Consider the following 16892-nt stretch of genomic DNA (forward strand, 5'->3'; position numbering starts at 1 on the left):
AATGGAGGCCATCCGTTGAGCAACGGGGGCCTCTTCCGAGGCTGGCTGGTGGTCGCGGGCGCCTTCGCCGTGACCTTGGTCGGCTTCGGCAGCGCCTACACCTTCAGCGCCTTTCTCGAATCGCTGCAGAAAGACTTCGGCGCCTCGCGCGGCTCGGTGTCGCTGGTGTTCTCGCTGGCGGGCTTTCTCTACTTCGGCCTGGGCGTGCTGAGCGGGCCGCTGGCCGACCGCTGGGGTTCGCGGCGGCTGGCCGTCGCCGGCATGGTGCTGGTCGGGCTGGGGCTGGCCGTTGCGGGGCAGGCGCAGAGCCTCGCGCAGATCTACCTGGCCTACGGGCTTGGCGTCGGCCTCGGGGTTGGCGCGTCGTATGTGCCGGTGCTGGGCGCGGTGCAGCGCTGGTTCGTCAGGCGGCGCGGCTTCGCGTCGGGGCTGGCGGTGAGCGGCATCGGCGTGGGCACGCTGGTGATGCCGCCGCTGGCGTCGCTGTTCATCCAAACCCTGGGCTGGCGGCACGCCTACCTGGCACTCGGCGGGCTGGCGGTGGTGGTGGGCGTGGGCATGGCACTGCTGATAGAAAACGACCCGCGCGACCGGGGGCTCGGCCCCGACGGCGATCCGCCGCAGCCGCTGGCCGCTTCGGCCGGGCCCGAAGGCTCCACGGTGCGCGATGCAGTGCGCTCACGGCGCTTCGTCGGCCTGTATGCGGCCTGCCTCATCAGCTCGTTCGGCCTGTTCGTGCCCTTCGTGCACCTCGTGCCCTACGCCCTGGACCACGGCGTGCCCAACGCCTCCGCGGTGCTGCTGCTGGGCGCCATCGGCGTCGGCAGCACGGCCGGGCGATTCTTTCTCGGTGGGCTGGCCGACCGCATGGGGCGTGCGCAGACCATGCTGCTGATGTCGACGGGCATGGCCCTGTCGCTGCTCGTGTGGGCGGCGTCCAGCGGCTTCCCGGGGCTGGCCGTGTTCGCGTTCTTCTACGGCGCGTTCTACGGCGGTTTCGTCGCGCTGCTGCCGGCGCTGGTCATGGACTACTTCGGCGGCCGCAACATCGGCGCGATCATCGGGGTGCTCTACACCAGCGTGGCCTTCGGCACGCTGGTCGGCCCCGCCGCCGCGGGCTTTGCCTTCGACATCAGCCGCAGCTACATGCTGCCGATCCTGTCCAGCGTGGGCGCCAACCTCGTGGCGGCCGGCATCATGTGGGCGATGTCGCGGATGGACGCTTCTGCAAAGCTCGCCCCGGCCGCCTCGGCGCGGGGTACAGTCGGGAATGACCCAACCGCCGCCCGCCGCTCCTAGCCAGCCTCCCGAGGCAGCTCCCGCCGAAATCACGGAGAACCAGGCAGTCATGCGTGCCTGGGCGCTTTTCGCGGTGCTCTTCGTGGTGGTGATCAGCCTGTTGTGGGCCCTGCACTCCCACTACGGCTGATCACAGAGCCCGCTTCAGGAAGCCTTCTGCACCAGCTTCAGCACGCTCGAGAAATCGAGCGCGCCGTGGCCGGCGAGGCTGTGTGCGGCATACAGGCTGCGCGCCAGCCCACCCAGGGGCGTGGCCGCGCGCACGGCGGTCGCGTTCTCTTGCGCCAGGCCCAGATCCTTGAGCATCAGGTCGGTGCCGAACCCTCCCGCGTAGTTCTTCGAGGCGGGCGACGTTTCCATCACGCCCGGCATCGGGTTGTACTTTTCCAGCGCCCAGTTGCCGCCCGAGCTGCGGCGCATGATCTCCGACAGCACCTTGGGGTCGAGCCCGTTGGCCACACCCAGCGCCAGCGCCTCCGAGGTGCCGATCATCAGGATGCCCAGCAGCATGTTGTTGCAGATCTTCGCGGTCTGCCCCGCGCCGGCCGCGCCGGCGTGGAAGATGTTGGCGCCCATCTTTTCGAGCACCGGGCGCGCGCGCTCCAGGTCACCCGTCTCGCCGCCGACCATGAAGGTCAGCGTGCCGGCCATCGCACCGCCGGTGCCGCCCGATACGGGCGCGTCGATCATCGCAACGCCCTTGGCGGCAGCGGCTTCGGCCACCTTGCGCGAGGTGGCTGCGGCGATGGTGCTGCTGTCGATCACCAATGTGCCGGCGCGGATGCTGTCGAGCAGGCCAGGTTTGCCGCCACTGCCGAGGAACAGCCCCTCGACGTGCGCGCTGGCCGGCAGCATGCTGATGACCACCTCGGCATCGGCCACCGTCTCGGCCGCCGATTTGGCAATGGGCAGGCCTTCGGCGCCGAATTTCTTGCAGGCCTCGGCCGAGAGGTCGAAGGCGCTGAGCGTATGGCCTGCCTTGAGCAGGTTCATGGCCATCGGGCCGCCCATGTTGCCGAGGCCGATGAATGCGATCTTCATATGTCTTGTCTCCGTTGTTCTGTGCAGGAATCTATGCGTGTGGATCAGACCAGCGACGCCAGCTCGACCGGCATCTCGCCGCGCGGGCGCAGATGATCTTCGATGAATGCTGGCGTGATCTCTTCGAGCGTCGCGGGGCTCCAGCGCGGATTGCGGTCCTTGTCGACCAGCACCGCGCGGATGCCTTCGGCGAAGTCCTTGTGCGCGCAGAAGCCGAGCGAGGCCCAGTATTCGAGACGGAACACCTCGGCCAGCGACATGCGCAGAACTCGCTGCCACAGCTCGAAGCTCAGCGCGGCCGAGCTGGGTGCGCCTTTGGCGAAGGTCTTGACTGCGGTCTGCAGCCATGTGTCATCGCTCTGCAGATCGCGCAAACGCCTTGCGATGTCGAGCAGGTCGTCGCCCGCCATCAGCGCGTTGATGGTGTCGTAGTGCTCGCGCACCTTCGATGGCGGCATCTCGGTGCCCTCGCCCGCCTTGGCGAGGATGCGCGACAGCGTGGCGCGGTCGGCCTTGTTCTCGCCGGCCCATTTCGTCGAAGCGACGGCTTCCAGCACCTCGCCCTTGCGCTCCTGCGGCACCAGCACGTCGGCCAGCCCGCAGAAGATGGTGTCTGCCGCGTTGATGTTCGCGGCAGTGAGTGCGAGGAACAGGCCCGTGCGGCCCGGCGTGCGGCGCAGGAACCAGCTGCCGCCCACGTCGGGGTACAGGCCGATGTTGATCTCGGGCATGGCGATGCGGCTTTGCAGCGTCATCACGCGGTGCGAGGCGCCAGCCAGCAAGCCCACGCCGCCGCCCATCACGATGCCGTGACCCCAGCACAGGAAGGGCTTGGGGAAGGTGTGGATCAGGTGGTCCAGTTCGTACTCTTCGCGGAAGAAGTCTTCGGCGTAGGTGTTGCGCTCGGGGCCGCAGTCGAGCAGCGTCTGGTAGAGCTGGCGCAAATCGCCGCCGGCGCAGAAGGCTTTCTCGCCCGCGGCCTGCAGCAGGACGCCGACGATGCCTGCGTCCTTCGCCCATTCGCGCAGCTTGGGCGTGAGCAGGCGAACCATGTCCACGGAGAGCGCATTGAGCGAAGCCGGCGCGTTGAGGGTGGCAACGCCGAAGCGCTGGCCGCCGGCGGTCTTGATTTCGTCGAAGAGAACTACGGAGTCGGTCATTGTCTTGAGAGGTTCTGGATGCGAAAACTTCAGCGGATATCGCTGTCGCCCTCCAGCAATTTTCGCGCAACGATCACACGCATGATCTCGTTGGTGCCTTCGAGGATCTGGTGCACGCGCGCATCGCGCACCAGCCGCTCCAGCGGAAATTCGCTCAGGTAGCCATAGCCGCCATGCAGCTGCAGCGCGTCGTTGCAGACGTTGAAGCCCGCATCGGTCGCAAAGCGCTTGGCCATCGCGCAATAGGTGCTGGCGTCGGCATGCCCGGCGTCGAGCTTCGATGCCGCCAGCCGCACCATCTGCCGCGCCGCCACCAGTTCGGTCGCCATATCGGCCAGCTTGAACTGCAGCGCCTGGAAGCTCGCGAGCGGCTTGCCGAACTGCTGGCGCTCGTGCAGGTAGCGGCGGGCCGCGTCGAGCGCCCCCTGCGCCGCGCCCACCGAGCAGGTCGCGATGTTGATGCGCCCGCCGTCGAGCCCCTTCATGGCAATGCGAAAGCCCTCGCCCTCCTTGCCCAGCAGGTTCTGCGCGGGAACGCGCACGTTGTCGAAGTTGATGCTTCGCGTGGGCTGGCTGTTCCAGCCCATCTTGTGCTCCTTCTTGCCGTAGCTGACGCCGGGCGCGTCGGCCGGCACCGCGAAGGCCGAGATACCGCTGGCGCCCGCGCCGCCCGTGCGCGCCATCAGCACCAGCACGTCGGTCGAGCCCGCGCCCGAGATGAAGGCCTTGCCGCCGTTGATGACGTACTCGGCGCCCCGCAGCTCGGCGCGCGTCTTCAGCGAACCCGCATCGGAGCCCGCGCCCGGCTCCGTCAGGCAGTACGACGCGAGCTTGCGCCCGCTCGTGAGTTCTTCGCCCCACTGCTGCGCCACGGCATCGGTGGCCCAGGTGCCGAGCATCCACGTCGCCATGTTGTGGATCGTGATGAAGGCCGTGGTCGAGGGGTCGACCGCGGCCATCTCTTCGAACACCAGCGCCGCATCGAGCCGCGGCAGTCCGAGGCCGCCGATGCGCTCGGGCGCATAGAGTCCGCAGAAGCCCAGTTCGCCGGCCTTGGCGATGGCCTCCTTCGGGAAGACGGCCTCCGCGTCCCACTGCGCCGCATGGGGCGCGAACTCGGCCTGCGCAAAGTCGCGCGCGCTTTGCGCGAAAGCGCGCTGCTCTTCGGAAAGTTCGAAGTCCATCCGGCGGACTTCTTACTTGAGGCTGATCGTGGTGTTGACGCCGTGCGAGACGGTGCTGTCGTCGAACCAGCGCGCCGTCACCGTCTTGGTCTGCGTGTAGAACATGATGACCTGCTTGCCGTACGGCCCCAGGTCGCCGAGCTTCGAGGCCCGCGAGCCGGTGAACGAGAACATCGGGACCGGCACCGGAATCGGCACATTGATGCCGACCTGGCCCACGTCGATGTCTTCCTGGAACCGGCGGGCGGCCGCGCCCGACTGCGTGAAGATCGCCGTGCCGTTGCCGTTCGGATTGCTGTTGATCAGCTCGATGGCTTCGTCGATGGTCTCGGCGTCGGCGATGCACAGCACCGGGCCGAACACTTCCTGGTCATAGATCGACATGCCGGGCTTCACGCCGGTGAAGATCGTCGGGCCGACGAAGTTGCCCTTCTCGTAGCCGGGCACCGTGGGCTTGCGGCCGTCGAGCACGAGCTTGGCACCATCGGCCTCGCCGCGTTCGATGAGACCGTTCACGCGGTCGTAGGCAGCGCAGGACACCAGCGGCCCCACGTCCACGCCCTTCTCGGTGCCCGCACCGATCTTCAGCGTCCTGGCCTTCTCGATGAGTTCGGGCACCCAGTTGCGTGCCTCGCCCACCAGCACCGCGACCGACACGGCCATGCAGCGCTGGCCGGCTGCACCGAAGCTGGCGCCGGCCAGTGCGTTGAGCGTCTGCTCCTTGTTCGCGTCGGGCATCACAATGGCGTGGTTCTTCGCACCCATCATGCATTGGGCGCGCTTGCCGGCCAGCGTGGCGCGGTTGTAGACGTGCGTGCCGACCTTGGTCGAGCCGACGAAGCTGATCGCCTTGATGTCCTTGTGGTCGCAGATGCCGTTGACCACCGCTTCGCCGCCATGCACCACGTTGAGCACGCCGGGCGGAATGCCGGCTTCGAGTGCCAGTTCGCACAGGCGCATGGTGACCATCGGGTCCTGCTCGGAAGGCTTCAGCACGAAGGTGTTGCCGGTGACGATGGCCATCGGGAACATCCACAGCGGGATCATGGCCGGGAAGTTGAATGGCGTGATGCCGGCGCACACGCCCAGCGGCTGCAGCAGCGTGTAGGTGTCGACGCCGTTGGCCACGTTGTTGGCCAGCTCGCCCAGCTGCAGGTTGCCGATGTTCGATGCGTGCTCCACTACTTCGAGCCCGCGGAACACGTCGCCTTCGGCGTCGGGCAGCGTCTTGCCCTGCTCGGCCGTGAGGATGGCAGCCAGCTCGCTCATGTTCTCGCGGATGAGCTGCTGGTACTTCAGGAAGATGCGGGCGCGCGCGCCGATGGGGGTCTTGCGCCAGGTCTTGAAGGCCTCCTTGGCGGAGGCCACGGCAGCGTCGAGCTCGGCTTGCGTGGCGAAGGGCACACGGGCCAGCACCTGCTGCGTGGCCGGGTTGACGACATCGCGCCATTCGGTGGTCTTCGACTCGACGAGCTTGCCGCCGATCAGCAGCTTGACGGTGGCGACTTGCGTCGAGGGGGTGGTGGTGGCGTCCATGGGGTTTGTCTCCTGTGAATCTCGGGAAGGCGATGCCGGTCGGGGGGCGGTACAGCGTGCATCCTAGCTTTGCATATTTGCCATGACAATAGACAAATCTGCACCTTGGTTTTGCATAAATGCAGAATGCGGAACAAGGCGCAGAGGATGCAAACCTCCATCGAGAACCCGAACACACATGGACTGGGACAACCTGCGCTACTTCCTCGAACTCGCCCGCTCCGGCACGCTGATGAGCGCCGCGCGCCGCCTCGAGGTCGACCACACCACGGTGGCGCGCCGCATCCAGGCGCTGGAGAAGGAAGTCGGCGCCCCGCTGTTCTCGCGCGAAGCGGGCGGCCACCGCCTTACCGAGGCCGGCCGGCGGCTGCAGCCGCAGGTCGAGGCGATGGAGAGCGCCTTCTAGGCCGTGGAGAGCACCGCGCCGGCCTCGCAGGAGGGCCTGTCGGGGCTGGTGCGCATCGGCGCCACCGAGGGCTTCGGCACCGTGGTGCTCGCTCCGCAGCTCGCGCTGTTCGCGCTGCAGCATCCGAAACTCACCATCGACCTGCTCGCGATGCCGCGGCTCGTGCACCTGTCGCGGCGCGAAGCCGACATCGTGATCTCGCTCGAACGGCCGGCGCGCGGACCGGTGGTCGTCACCAAGCTCACCGACTACACGCTGCGGCTCTATGCGTCGAAGAAGTACCTGGCAGCGCACAAGCCCATCAGGACGCGTGAAGACCTGCGCGGCCACACCTTCATCAGCTACGTAGACGACCTGCTGTTCAGCAAGGAGCTGCAGTACCTGGACGAACTGCACCGCCCCGACAGCTTCGCGCTGCGCAGCACCAGCGTGCTCGCGCAGCACAGTGCGGTGGCGGCGGGCGCGGGCATCGCGGTGCTGCCGGCCTTCATCGCCGAGAACGACAGCGCGCTGCGGCCCGTGCTGCCGGGGCAGGCGAACTTCACGCGCACCTTCTGGATGTCGATGCCGGAGGAAACCAAGCACCTGGCGCGCATGCAGGCGGTGTGGAGCTTCCTGCGCGAGACGGCGCAGGCCCGGCAGGCGCTGTTGCTCCCGGCCCCGCCCGGCGATGAGAATGGCGCGTCGCAGCAGCGGCCGGCCCGTTCGCGCAGGCCGGCCCCGTAGCAAGCCAACCCCGACACGGAGATTCGCCCCATGCCACGCCACCGCCCCGCCCGCCTGGAACACATCGCAGGCATCGGCGTCGACCGCATGGGCGCGATCGCCGACGACGCGGACGGCCCGCCGTTCCTGCGGCTGGAGAACCTCGACGTCGACATCCCGCCCGACCCCGATGCCATCGCGCGCACCGTGCGTGCCGCCTCGGAAGACGCCGACAACAGCTACCTCCCGTTCGTCGGCCAGTCCCGGTTGCGCGAGATCGCGGCGCGGCATGTGTCCGCGCTCTCGGGCGTTGCCTACGACGCACGCAACTGCGTGATCTCGGCCGGCGGGCTCTCGGGCATCCTCAACGCGCTGCTCGCAACCGTCGAGGTGGGCGACGAAGTGCTGGTCACCGATCCGACCTACGCCGGCCTGCTCAACCGCATCCGGCTCGCCGGCGGCACGCCGAAGTACGTGCCCTTTGCATTCAACCCCGGCGGCGAATGGAAGCTGGACCGCGCCGCGCTGCAAACGGCCATCGGCCCCCGCGTGCGCGTGATGCTGCTGATGTCGCCGTCGATGCCGACGGGCGGGTACTTCGACGCGGACGACTGGCGCACCATCGCCGCGCTGTGCGTGCGGCACGACATCACGCTGATCCTCGACACCGCGATGGAACGCCTGCTGTACGACGGCCGCAAGGTCATCCACCCTGCAGGCCTGCCCGGCATGGCCGAACGCACGATCACGGTGGGTTCATCGGCCAAGGAGCTGCGCATGATCGGCTGGCGCGTGGGCTGGACCGTGGCACCCGAGAGCTACATGCCGGACCTCGTGGCCGTGTCGCTCGCGAACGTGGTGGTGCCCGTGGGGATTGCGCAGGACGCGGTGGCCACGGCGCTGGCGCAATCGGCGCACACGCTCGCGCCGTATGTGGGCGAACTGGAGCGGCGGCGCGACACCGTGCTCGACGAACTCAGGGGACTGCCGGTCGGCGTGCCCGCGGGCGGCTGGTCATTGCTGCTGCATGCGAGCGACTTCGGCATCGACGGGCAGACGCTGTCGGAGCGTCTGCTGAAGCATCGCGTGTGTGCCACCGCGATGAAGGGCTGGGGCGAGACGCATGGCGCGCAGTACCTGCGCTTCGTGTTTTCCAACGAGCCGGTCGAACGGCTGCGCGGACTGGGCGAGAAGGTGCGCGCCGCGCTGGACGCCTAGCGGCGTGCCCGGGCCGGCAGCGCCGCACCGCCGGAAAGCGGGCGGTACCAGGCCAGGTACACCACCACCAGGACGGCCAGGAACGGAAGGCCCACCAGCAGCGTCAACCTGAACATCGGCGTGAAGTATGTGGTGACCAGGATCGCCAGCACCAGCCCCGCGCCCAGCAGCGTGAGCCACGGAAAGCCCCACATGCGGAAGCCTGGGCCGGAGCGCCCTTCCTTCACCCAGCGGCGGCGAAAGAACCAGTGGGTCGTGAAGATCATGAACCAGGTGAACAGGCCGCCGAACATGGCGATGGCCATCATCAGCGCGAACGACTGCTCGGGCGCGACGACGCTCAGCGCGGTGGCGATGGCAATGCCGGCACAGGAGATCGCCAGCGCGTCGACCGGCACGCCGTTGCCGCGGATGCGGCCGAAGCGCTTGGGCGCATGACCGGCGCGCGACAGGCTGAACATCATGCGCGTGGCGATGTAGAGCAGGCTGTTCATGGCCGACAGCGCGGCGATCAGCACCACGAAGTTGATCACCGCGGCGGCGCCGGGAATGCCGATGATTTCCATCACCTTCACGAACGGGCTCTTGTCGGCGTTGGTGGCGTTCCACGGCACGATGGCCAGCATCAACGCGATCGATGCGAGGTAGAACACCGCCAGGCGCAGCATGGTGGCGCGGAAGGCACCGGTCACCGCGCGCTCCGGGTCCTTGGCTTCGCCGGCGGCGACGGCGATGGTCTCGACGCTCATGTAGCTGAAGATGGCGACCACGACCGCCACCCAGGTGCCCCACACGCCCTTGGGAAAGAAGCCTCCCTGCACGGCGTAGTTGTCCAGGCCGATGCCGGCGGGGCGCGAGCCGAACACCACGTAGGCGCCGATCAGGATGAACAGCACGATGGCCACGATCTTGACCATCGAGAACCAGTACTCGACGAAGCCGAAGGCCTTCACACTCATGGCGTTGACCATGATCAGCAGTGCCGAGAACAGCACCACCCAGAGCCACTGCGGCGAGCCGGGAAACCAGTACGCCATGTACACGCCGATGGCCGTGACCTCGGTGCCCACTGCCAGCACCACGCAGGACCAGTAGACGTAGCGCACGATGAAGCCGGCCCACGGGCCGATGTAGTGCTCGGCGTAGGCGCCGAACGAGCCCGAGGTGGGATGCGCCACGGTCATCTCGGCGAGGCAGCCCATCAGCAACAGTGCGATGAGGCCGCCGATCGCGTAGCTCACAAGCACGCTGGGGCCGGCCAGGCCGATGGCGAAGCCGCTGCCGAGAAACAGGCCGGTGCCGATGGCTCCGCCGATCGCGATCATCGCCATCTGGCCTGCGGAAAGCTCCTTCTGCAGGCCCTTTTCCCTGTTCGATATTTCCTGAAAGCTGCTGGACATCGTCATCTCCTCGTATTTTGGAAAGTCATGCGGATGCAGGAGGCTCGGGGATCACGGCGTAGGCCACGATCTCGAGCTTCATGCCGGGCACCACGAGGCCGTTGACGCCCATGCTCGACCGGTTGGGGTAAGGCGCCTCGAAGAACTCGCGATACACCGCGTCGATGGCCTTCATGTCCTGCACGTCGGTCATGTAGATCAGCACCTGGGTCACGTCGTGCAGCGTGCCGCCGGCAGCATGGAGCGCGCGGCGCAGGTTGGCGAAGGTCAGGCGAGCCTGATCGTCGACGGCGCCGGTGTCGATGCTGCCGTCGGAGCGCACGGGGCCGTGCGCGGTGAACAGCAGGCCGGCCGATTTCACGGCCCAGGAAAACGGCTGGCTCAGCGCGGGCAGGCCGACGTCGATGATCTCTTTCATGGCATTCCTCGCCGGCTGTGTCATCGGCCCAGCACGGCGGCCATGGACGCCGCCACGTGATCGACGTTGCCGTCGGTCAGGCCCGAGATGCACATCCGGCCCGAGCGGACCAGGTACACCGCGTGCTCGTCGCGCAGGCGGGTCACCTGCGCTTCGTTCAAGCCCGTGTAGCTGAACATGCCGCGCTGCGTGAGCAGGTAGTCGAAGTTGCGCCGGCCCTGGAATCTTTCGTCCAGCGCGGCGTGCAGGCGCTCGCGCATGGCGCGGATGCGCTGGCGCATCTGCGCGGTTTCCTGCGTCCACAGCGCGAACAGCTCGGCGCTGCGCAGCACCGTGGCGACGATGCGCGCCCCATGGGTGGGCGGCGTCGAGTAGTTGGCGCGCACCGTGGCTTTCAGCTGTCCGAGCACCGTCTGCGCCGTGGCGCTGTCGGCGCACACCACGCTGAGGCCGCCGCAGCGTTCGCCGTACAGCGAGAAGTTCTTGGAGAAGGAATTGGCCACGAAGAATTGCAGACCCGCGTCGGCGAGCGCGCGCAGCGCGAAGGCGTCTTCGTCCAACCCGTCGCCGAAGCCCTGGTAGGCGATGTCGACGAACGGGATCAGGCCGCGGTCGCGCAGCACCGGAATCAGCGCCTGCCACTGGGCCGGCGAAAGGTCGACGCCGGTCGGGTTGTGACAGCTCGCGTGCAGCAGCACGATGCCGTGGCGCGGCAGGGTCGCGAGCCTGGCCAGCATCTCGTCGAAGCACAGGCCTCCGGTGGCCGGGTCGTAGTAGGGGTAGGTGTTGACGGCCAGGCCCGCGCCTTCGAACAGCGCGCGATGGTTCTCCCAGGTGGGGTCGCTGACCCAGACCTGGGACTCGGGGAAGTAGCGGCGCAGGAAATCGGCGCCCACCTTGAGCCCGCCCGAGCCGCCGAGGGTCTGCAGCGTGGCGATGCGGCCGCTGGCCACGGCCTCGTGCCCGGCACCGAAGAGCAGGCGCTGCACGGCCTGGCGGTAGTCCGCCACGCCTTCGATCGGCAGGTACGGACGCGGGCCGATGCCGTCGAGCAATGCGGTCTCGGCCTTGCGCACGGCTTCCATGACGGGCAGCCGGCCCGCGCCGTCGAAGTAGATGCCGATGCTGAGGCTGACCTTGTTCGTCCGCGGATCTTTCTGGAAGTCTTCCATCAAGGACAGGATGGGGTCGCCGGCATAGGACGGAACGTGGGCGAACAGGGGGGGCGGTGACATGGACATGGTCGTGGAGGCTGGAGCTTCGGAGGGGGCAGGAAAAACGCAACCGGGGCCGGTCTTGCTTTTTGAATTTCACGCAATGCTATGCATCGAATCCACAAATAACGTAGTGTTGAACCCTACATATATCAATTTGAGGTATGTTTATTCCCATTTTTCAATTTGAAGAAATAATTATGCAAACCGACCTCGATTTGACCGACCGAAAGCTGTTGAAGGCGCTGCAAGACAACGCACGGCTCACCACGGGCGAGCTCGCACAGATGACGCAGCTGTCGCAATCGCCCTGCTGGCGCCGCATCAAACGCATGGAAGAAAGCGGGCTGATCGCCGGCTACCAGGCCCGGCTCAGCCGTCGCGCGCTGGGGTATGGGGTCATGGCGTTCGTGATGATTGGCATCGACCACCAGAACGACGCCCGCTCCACCGAGTTCGAGGAGGCAGTCCAGGCCATTCCCGAGGTGGTGATGTTCCACGGCATCTCCGGGCCCGAGGATTTCATGCTGGTGGTCGTGGCACGCGACCTGGACCACTACTCCACGCTGCTGCAGACCCGGCTGCATCGGCTGCCCGGCGTGCGGCAGGTGCGCACGAGCTTCTCGCTCCAGGAATTCAAGGGCTTCGAGGGGCTGCCGATCCCCGCCCCAGCGCAGGCCGGGGAGTAGACGCGCGCCCCTCGCCCAGTGATGCGCGGCGCCTACCCGGTCGTGACGGCCGGCCACACCGGCGCATCGCTGCCCGGCGGCATCGACGGCCGCGGCCATGCCGCAGGCGTTCGCGGCAGCTGCGCACTGTGGCGCAACGCCGCGAGCTCACCAAAGCCGGAAGCCGAGGTCTCGACGTACGGCTTGATATCGGGCCTCGCGATCGACAGCCCATTCGGCACGCGCCCCAGCCCGCGCAGCCACTGCCCCGTCTGCGCCAGCGACACCTGCACATGCCAGCTGCCGCCTTCCCGCTGCTGGCGCCAGAGCGCCGCAGCGGCGCCGAAGGCGATCAGGTAGCCGGTGGCCTCGTCGAGGATCTGCATGGGCAGCGGGCGCGGCCTGCCGTCGCCTGCAGCCTCGCCCTCGGCATGGTTGAAGCCCATGGCAGTCTGCACCAGCGAATCGAAGCCGCGCCGGTCAGCCCACGGCCCCTGCGTGCCATAGGCCGTGAGCGAGACGCAGACGATGCCCGGCCGCTCGCGCGCCAGCGCCTCGGGGCCGAAGCCCAGCGCCTTGATGCCGCCGGGACGGTAGCCCTGCACGAAGACGTGTGCGTCGGCGACGAGGCCGTGCAGCACGGCGCGACCTTCGTCGGTGCGCAGGTCCACGTGCGCCGAGAGCTTGCCGCGGCTGGTGTCGGCAATGGCTTCGATGTTCGGCAGTTGCGGCGAATTGACCAGCATCACGTCGGCGCCATAGGCCGCGAGCGCGCGGCCGCCGACCGGTCCCGCGAGGATGCGCGTGAGGTCGAGCACACGCAGGCCGCTCAGCGGACGCTGGTCTTCGCGCAGCGGCGGCAGTGCGAGTGGTGGCGCATCGCCGATGCGCTCAAGCGTGAAGAGCGGTTGGGCCGCGATGGCCTGCCCTTGCGGCGTCGCATCCCACTCGTCAAAGCGCCGCAGCGCGGTCGCCACCAGCCCCAGTGCCGAGGCCGCCTCTTCGAAATCGAGCGCGCGCCAGCCGGCCATCGCAGCCTCGGCGTCGGCGCGGATGGCGGTGGCCGGGTCCAGCTTCATCAAGCGCAATGCACCGTCTCGGTGGTGCGCGAAGTTCGCATGCACGCGCACCCAGCCGTCCGCGCAGCGGTACAGCCCCGAGAAGGCGTCCCACGGGTCGGGCACGCGGCCGTCGAGGCTGAACCAGCCGGTGCAGTCGAGTGCCGCATGCTGCATGTCGACGCCGGCCTGCTGCCGCGCCGTGCCGCGCCTGTGCCCCAGTTCGCAGGCCGCGAGCGCGGCCGCCGCGATGGTGCTCTGCGCCGCTGTGCCGACCGCGAAGGACGACGGCAGCACTGGGTCGGCGCCCGTCAATCGCGCGAACACCAAGGCTTCGGCGGGCAGGCCCGCCTGCTGCCAGATGTCGCCCAGAACTTCGCTTGCATTCATTCCGTCTCTCCAGGAAAAAAGGCAGGGCCCGCTTGCGCGGCCCTGCCCTTTGTCGTCGTTGCGTTCGCAGCCTTGTTACTGGATCAGCTTCGCACCCGTCTTGGCCTGCAGCGTATCGAAGCTCACGCCCGGCGCCAGCTCGACGACCTTCAGGCCTTCGGGCACCACGTCCATCACGGCCAGGTCGGTGATGATGCGGTCGACCACGGCCACACCGGTCAGCGGAAGCGTGCACTGTTCGAGGATCTTCAGGTCCTCGGTGCCGTCCTTCTTCTTGGCCACATGCTCCATCAGCACGATCACGCGCTTCACGCCGGCCACGAGGTCCATCGCGCCGCCCATGCCCTTGACCATCTTGCCGGGGATCATCCAGTTGGCGAGGTCGCCCTTCACGCTCACCTGCATGGCACCGAGGATCGACAGGTTGATCTTGCCGCCGCGGATCATCGCGAAGCTGTCATGGCTGCCGAAGATGGCCGAGCCGGGCAGCGTGGTGACGGTCTGCTTGCCGGCGTTGATGAGGTCGGCGTCGACGTTGTCTTCGGTCGGGAACGGGCCGATGCCGAGCATGCCGTTCTCGCTCTGCAGCCACACTTCCTTGGTGCCGGTGTGGTTGGCCACCAGCGTCGGAATGCCGATGCCGAGGTTGACGTAGAAGCCGTCTTCGAGTTCTTGCGCGGCGCGGGCCGCCATCTGGTCTTGGGTCCAGGGCATCTCAGGCTCCTTCTTTCTTGTTGACGACCTTGGCTGGCACTTCACTGCCTGCAGCGGCCTGGGCGATGGCGGTCTGGGCCTCGACCTTGGCGGCGACGGCATCGACCGAGGCGCTCACGGTGCGCTTCTCGATGCGCTTCTCGGGCTTGGCGTTGAGCACGATGCGGTGCACGTAGATGCCCGGCAGGTGGATGTCGTCGGGGGCCAGTTCGCCCACCTCGACGATCTTCTCGACCTCGACGATGCAGATCTTGCCGGCCATGGCAGCGGCCGGGTTGAAGTTGCGCGCCGTGAGGCGAAAGCGCAGGTTGCCCGACTTGTCGGCCACGTGGGCCTTCACCAGCGCCACGTCGGGCACCAGCGAGCGTTCCATCACGTAGGTTTCGCCGTCGAACTCGCGCAGCTCCTTGCCCTCGGCCACCTGCGTGCCCACGCCGGTCTTGGTGAAGAAGGCCGGGATGCCCGCGCCGCCGGCGCGCAGCTTCTCGGCCAGCGTGCCCTGGGGCGTGAATTCGAGGGCCAGTTCGCCCGCGAGGTACTGGCGCTCGAACTCCTTGTTCTCGCCGACGTAGGACGCAATCATTTTCTTGATCTGGCGCGTCTCCAGCAGCTTGCCGAGGCCGAAGCCGTCGACGCCCGCGTTGTTCGACACGACGGTGAGGTTCTGCACGCCGGAGTCCTTCAGCGCGTCGATCAGCGCTTCGGGAATGCCGCACAGGCCGAAGCCGCCGACCGCGAGCATCTGCCCGTCGGCGACGACCCCCTTGAGTGCCGCGTCCGCGGTGGGATAAATCTTGTTCACTCGGGCTCCTTGAAGGGTGAATGGAGAGAGGTGGGAAAGCCCTGAACGATACTACCTACTCGCATACGTAGTATTTCGTAATGGTGACCCCCGATGCCCGAGATCGATTACCGGCTGGCCTTTGAACACGCGCCCGTCGGCATGGTGGTGTCGAGCAACCGCACCATCGTGGCCTGCAACGTTCGCGTGTGCGAGATTTTTGGCGCAACGCCCTCCGCATTGGTCGGGCATTCGTTCAGCATCCTGTACCCCAGCGTGGTCGAGTTCGAGCGCATCGGCAAGCGCATGGAGCCCTTTCTGAATGCCAGCGGGCACTACGCCGACAACCGCATGATGAAGCGCCTGGGCGGACTGCACGGCGCCATCGCCGGCGAGACCTTCTGGTGCCACGTCACCGGCCACGCCATGAACCGCGCCGCGCCGCACGAGGCCGGCATCTGGACCTTCGAGGACCTGGGCTCGCGCCGCGCCGTCAAGGCCGAACTCACGCCGCGCGAGCGCGAGGTGGCGGCGCAGGTGATGCGCGGGCTGACCTCGAAGGAGATCGGCAAGGCGCTGGGCATCAGCCACCGCACGGTGGAACTGCACCGGGCCCGGCTGATGCGCAAGTACGCGGCCGCGACCACCGCGGAACTGGTGCAGAAGCTGATCGCGGGCTAGTCAAGCTGTAGCCGGTCGTGCCCGTATTTCGAATCAATCGGGCTTGATGTCAGCCGACTTGATCACCTTCGACCACGCCGCCAGCTCCTGGTCGACGAATTTCGCGAGCGTCGGCGGGTCCATGTAGGTCGCGAAGGCGCCTTGCTCGTCCACCTTCTTGCGGAAGGCTTCGCTCTCCACGATCTTGCGGAGTTCCGCGCTCAGCCTGTTGACGATCTCCGGCGGCGTCTTCGCCGGCGCGAACACCGCGAACCACGACTCGACCTCGTAGCCCGGCAGCCCTGCCTCGGCCGAGGTCGGCACGTCGGGCATCGACGGATGGCGCTTGCTGCCCGTGTACGCCAGCGGCTTGATGCGCCCGCCCGCGAAATGTCCGATGACCGAGGGTGGCGTGGTGATGAACATGTCCACGTTGCCCGAGATCAGGTCGTTGATCGCCGGCCCCGAGCCCTTGTAGGGCACGTGCGTCATCGCCTGCCTGGTCTGCCGCGACAGCAGCTCGCCCGCGATGTGCTGGATCGAGCCGCTGCCAGAGGAGGCGTAGAAGAGCCCGCCCTCCTTCTTCTTGCCGTACTCGATGAGCTCCTTCATCGACTTCACCGGCAGCTTGCCGCTCGCCGCGACGACGTGCGGCGCGCGCATCACCATCGCCACCGGCACGAAGTCCTTCGTGGGACTCCACCGGATGTTCGGGTAGAGCGAGGGGTTGCCCACGTGGTAGCCCGAGTACTGCATCAGCAGCGTGTAGCCGTCGGGCGCGGCGCGCGCCACGAACTCGGTGCCGATGTTGCCGCTGGCGCCGGGCTTGTTGTCGACGACCACGGCCTGGCCCAGCGCGCGCTGCAGCGGGTCGCCGACCAGTCGCGCCATGATGTCGGTGGAGCCGGCGGGCGCGGTCGGCACGACCATGGTGATCGGTTTCGAAGGCCAGGCGTCGCTGGCCGAGGCGGTCAGAGCGCCCAGAGCGAGGCCGACCGCGAGAAGGCGGTGAATGGGTTTCATGGTTTGTCTCCGGTGGT

15 protein-coding genes and 1 pseudogene are annotated in these 16892 nt (G+C 67.6%); 5 read left to right on the plus strand and 11 right to left on the minus strand.

The features are described from left to right. Window positions 1-15: 15 nt before the first annotated feature. The gene (locus tag ACCD11_RS02540; RefSeq protein WP_413312173.1) at window positions 16-1299 is read left to right on the plus strand and encodes an MFS transporter; all 1284 of its coding nucleotides are present in this window, start codon (window positions 16-18) and stop codon (window positions 1297-1299) included. Window positions 1300-1443: 144 nt separating this feature from the next. On the opposite strand, the gene mmsB is transcribed toward ACCD11_RS02540, so the two are convergent. From mmsB to ACCD11_RS02560, 4 genes are read right to left on the minus strand one after another with little or no spacing between them, the layout of a single operon-like run. Then, window positions 1444-2340, minus strand: coding sequence for a 3-hydroxyisobutyrate dehydrogenase (gene mmsB, locus ACCD11_RS02545; protein ID WP_413312174.1), 897 nt, complete (start codon window positions 2338-2340; stop codon window positions 1444-1446). 44 nt (window positions 2341-2384) lie between these two features. Then, window positions 2385-3500: an enoyl-CoA hydratase/isomerase family protein gene (locus ACCD11_RS02550; RefSeq protein WP_413312175.1), complete on the minus strand. Its 1116-nt coding sequence runs from the start codon at window positions 3498-3500 to the stop codon at window positions 2385-2387. Window positions 3501-3529: 29 nt separating this feature from the next. Beyond that, window positions 3530-4684, minus strand: coding sequence for an acyl-CoA dehydrogenase family protein (locus tag ACCD11_RS02555; RefSeq protein WP_007834531.1), 1155 nt, complete (start codon window positions 4682-4684; stop codon window positions 3530-3532). 12 nt (window positions 4685-4696) lie between these two features. Beyond that, entirely contained in the window at window positions 4697-6220 is a 1524-nt protein-coding gene (locus ACCD11_RS02560; RefSeq protein WP_007834530.1) for a CoA-acylating methylmalonate-semialdehyde dehydrogenase, read from the minus strand. Window positions 6221-6398: 178 nt separating this feature from the next. On the opposite strand from ACCD11_RS02560, the pseudogene ACCD11_RS02565 reads away from it, so the two are divergent. Together ACCD11_RS02565 and ACCD11_RS02570 are read left to right on the plus strand one after the other, a co-directional pair. Next, window positions 6399-7352: pseudogene (locus ACCD11_RS02565) on the plus strand (LysR substrate-binding domain-containing protein). A gap of 30 nt (window positions 7353-7382) precedes the next feature. Continuing rightward, window positions 7383-8549 (plus strand): pyridoxal phosphate-dependent aminotransferase, encoded by a 1167-nt coding sequence (locus ACCD11_RS02570; protein ID WP_413312176.1) that lies wholly within the window; start codon window positions 7383-7385, stop codon window positions 8547-8549. Here the strand turns inward: ACCD11_RS02570 and ACCD11_RS02575 are convergent. The 3 genes from ACCD11_RS02575 to ACCD11_RS02585 are packed head-to-tail and all read right to left on the minus strand — an operon-like array spanning window position 8546 to window position 11587. Beyond that, window positions 8546-9949: an amino acid permease gene (locus ACCD11_RS02575; protein WP_413312177.1), complete on the minus strand. Its 1404-nt coding sequence runs from the start codon at window positions 9947-9949 to the stop codon at window positions 8546-8548. The genes ACCD11_RS02570 and ACCD11_RS02575 overlap by 4 nt on opposite strands. A gap of 25 nt (window positions 9950-9974) precedes the next feature. Then, window positions 9975-10367 carry a RidA family protein gene (locus tag ACCD11_RS02580; RefSeq protein ID WP_007834522.1) on the minus strand — a complete coding sequence of 131 codons (393 nt, stop codon included), beginning with the start codon at window positions 10365-10367 and terminating at the stop codon, window positions 9975-9977. Between the two features lie 20 nt (window positions 10368-10387). Beyond that, window positions 10388-11587: an aromatic amino acid transaminase gene (locus tag ACCD11_RS02585; RefSeq protein ID WP_193386559.1), complete on the minus strand. Its 1200-nt coding sequence runs from the start codon at window positions 11585-11587 to the stop codon at window positions 10388-10390. Between the two features lie 194 nt (window positions 11588-11781). Here ACCD11_RS02585 and ACCD11_RS02590 point away from each other — a divergent pair, with 194 nt between their 5' ends. Continuing rightward, window positions 11782-12270: an Lrp/AsnC family transcriptional regulator gene (locus tag ACCD11_RS02590; RefSeq protein WP_007834520.1), complete on the plus strand. Its 489-nt coding sequence runs from the start codon at window positions 11782-11784 to the stop codon at window positions 12268-12270. A 32-nt stretch (window positions 12271-12302) separates the two neighbouring features. On the opposite strand, the gene ACCD11_RS02595 is transcribed toward ACCD11_RS02590, so the two are convergent. The 3 genes from ACCD11_RS02595 to ACCD11_RS02605 form a co-directional block, all read right to left on the minus strand. Continuing rightward, window positions 12303-13697: a CoA transferase gene (locus ACCD11_RS02595; RefSeq protein WP_413312178.1), complete on the minus strand. Its 1395-nt coding sequence runs from the start codon at window positions 13695-13697 to the stop codon at window positions 12303-12305. Between the two features lie 75 nt (window positions 13698-13772). Beyond that, window positions 13773-14411: a 3-oxoacid CoA-transferase subunit B gene (locus tag ACCD11_RS02600; protein ID WP_007834518.1), complete on the minus strand. Its 639-nt coding sequence runs from the start codon at window positions 14409-14411 to the stop codon at window positions 13773-13775. Window position 14412: 1 nt separating this feature from the next. Further along, window positions 14413-15213, minus strand: a complete 801-nt coding sequence (locus tag ACCD11_RS02605; protein ID WP_007834516.1) for a CoA transferase subunit A — start codon at window positions 15211-15213, stop codon at window positions 14413-14415. Window positions 15214-15306: 93 nt separating this feature from the next. Between ACCD11_RS02605 and ACCD11_RS02610 the strand changes: the two genes are divergently transcribed. Then, a complete protein-coding gene (locus tag ACCD11_RS02610; RefSeq protein WP_007834514.1) occupies window positions 15307-15873 on the plus strand; it encodes a LuxR C-terminal-related transcriptional regulator in 567 nt (188 codons plus the stop codon). A gap of 33 nt (window positions 15874-15906) precedes the next feature. Here the strand turns inward: ACCD11_RS02610 and ACCD11_RS02615 are convergent, their stop codons facing one another. Then, the gene (locus ACCD11_RS02615) at window positions 15907-16875 is read right to left on the minus strand and encodes a Bug family tripartite tricarboxylate transporter substrate binding protein (RefSeq protein WP_413312180.1); all 969 of its coding nucleotides are present in this window, start codon (window positions 16873-16875) and stop codon (window positions 15907-15909) included. Between the last annotated feature and the right edge of the window lie 17 nt (window positions 16876-16892).

Origin of the sequence: Variovorax sp. Varisp36, from assembly GCF_047304235.1 — a bacterium.
Taxonomy (GTDB): Bacteria; Pseudomonadota; Gammaproteobacteria; order Burkholderiales; family Burkholderiaceae_C; genus Variovorax.

Coding starts and splice junctions, on each gene's coding strand:
- ACCD11_RS02580 (WP_007834522.1), bottom strand. CDS start 10,367: ATGAAAGAGATCATCGACGTCGGCCTGCCCGCGCTGAGCCAGCCGTTT.
- ACCD11_RS02555 (WP_007834531.1), bottom strand. CDS start 4,684: ATGGACTTCGAACTTTCCGAAGAGCAGCGCGCTTTCGCGCAAAGCGCG.
- ACCD11_RS02560 (WP_007834530.1), bottom strand. CDS start 6,220: ATGGACGCCACCACCACCCCCTCGACGCAAGTCGCCACCGTCAAGCTG.
- ACCD11_RS02610 (WP_007834514.1), top strand. CDS start 15,307: ATGCCCGAGATCGATTACCGGCTGGCCTTTGAACACGCGCCCGTCGGC.
- ACCD11_RS02595 (WP_413312178.1), bottom strand. CDS start 13,697: ATGAATGCAAGCGAAGTTCTGGGCGACATCTGGCAGCAGGCGGGCCTG.
- ACCD11_RS02570 (WP_413312176.1), top strand. CDS start 7,383: ATGCCACGCCACCGCCCCGCCCGCCTGGAACACATCGCAGGCATCGGC.
- ACCD11_RS02600 (WP_007834518.1), bottom strand. CDS start 14,411: ATGCCCTGGACCCAAGACCAGATGGCGGCCCGCGCCGCGCAAGAACTC.
- ACCD11_RS02575 (WP_413312177.1), bottom strand. CDS start 9,949: ATGTCCAGCAGCTTTCAGGAAATATCGAACAGGGAAAAGGGCCTGCAG.
- ACCD11_RS02590 (WP_007834520.1), top strand. CDS start 11,782: ATGCAAACCGACCTCGATTTGACCGACCGAAAGCTGTTGAAGGCGCTG.
- mmsB (WP_413312174.1), bottom strand. CDS start 2,340: ATGAAGATCGCATTCATCGGCCTCGGCAACATGGGCGGCCCGATGGCC.
- ACCD11_RS02550 (WP_413312175.1), bottom strand. CDS start 3,500: ATGACCGACTCCGTAGTTCTCTTCGACGAAATCAAGACCGCCGGCGGC.
- ACCD11_RS02615 (WP_413312180.1), bottom strand. CDS start 16,875: ATGAAACCCATTCACCGCCTTCTCGCGGTCGGCCTCGCTCTGGGCGCT.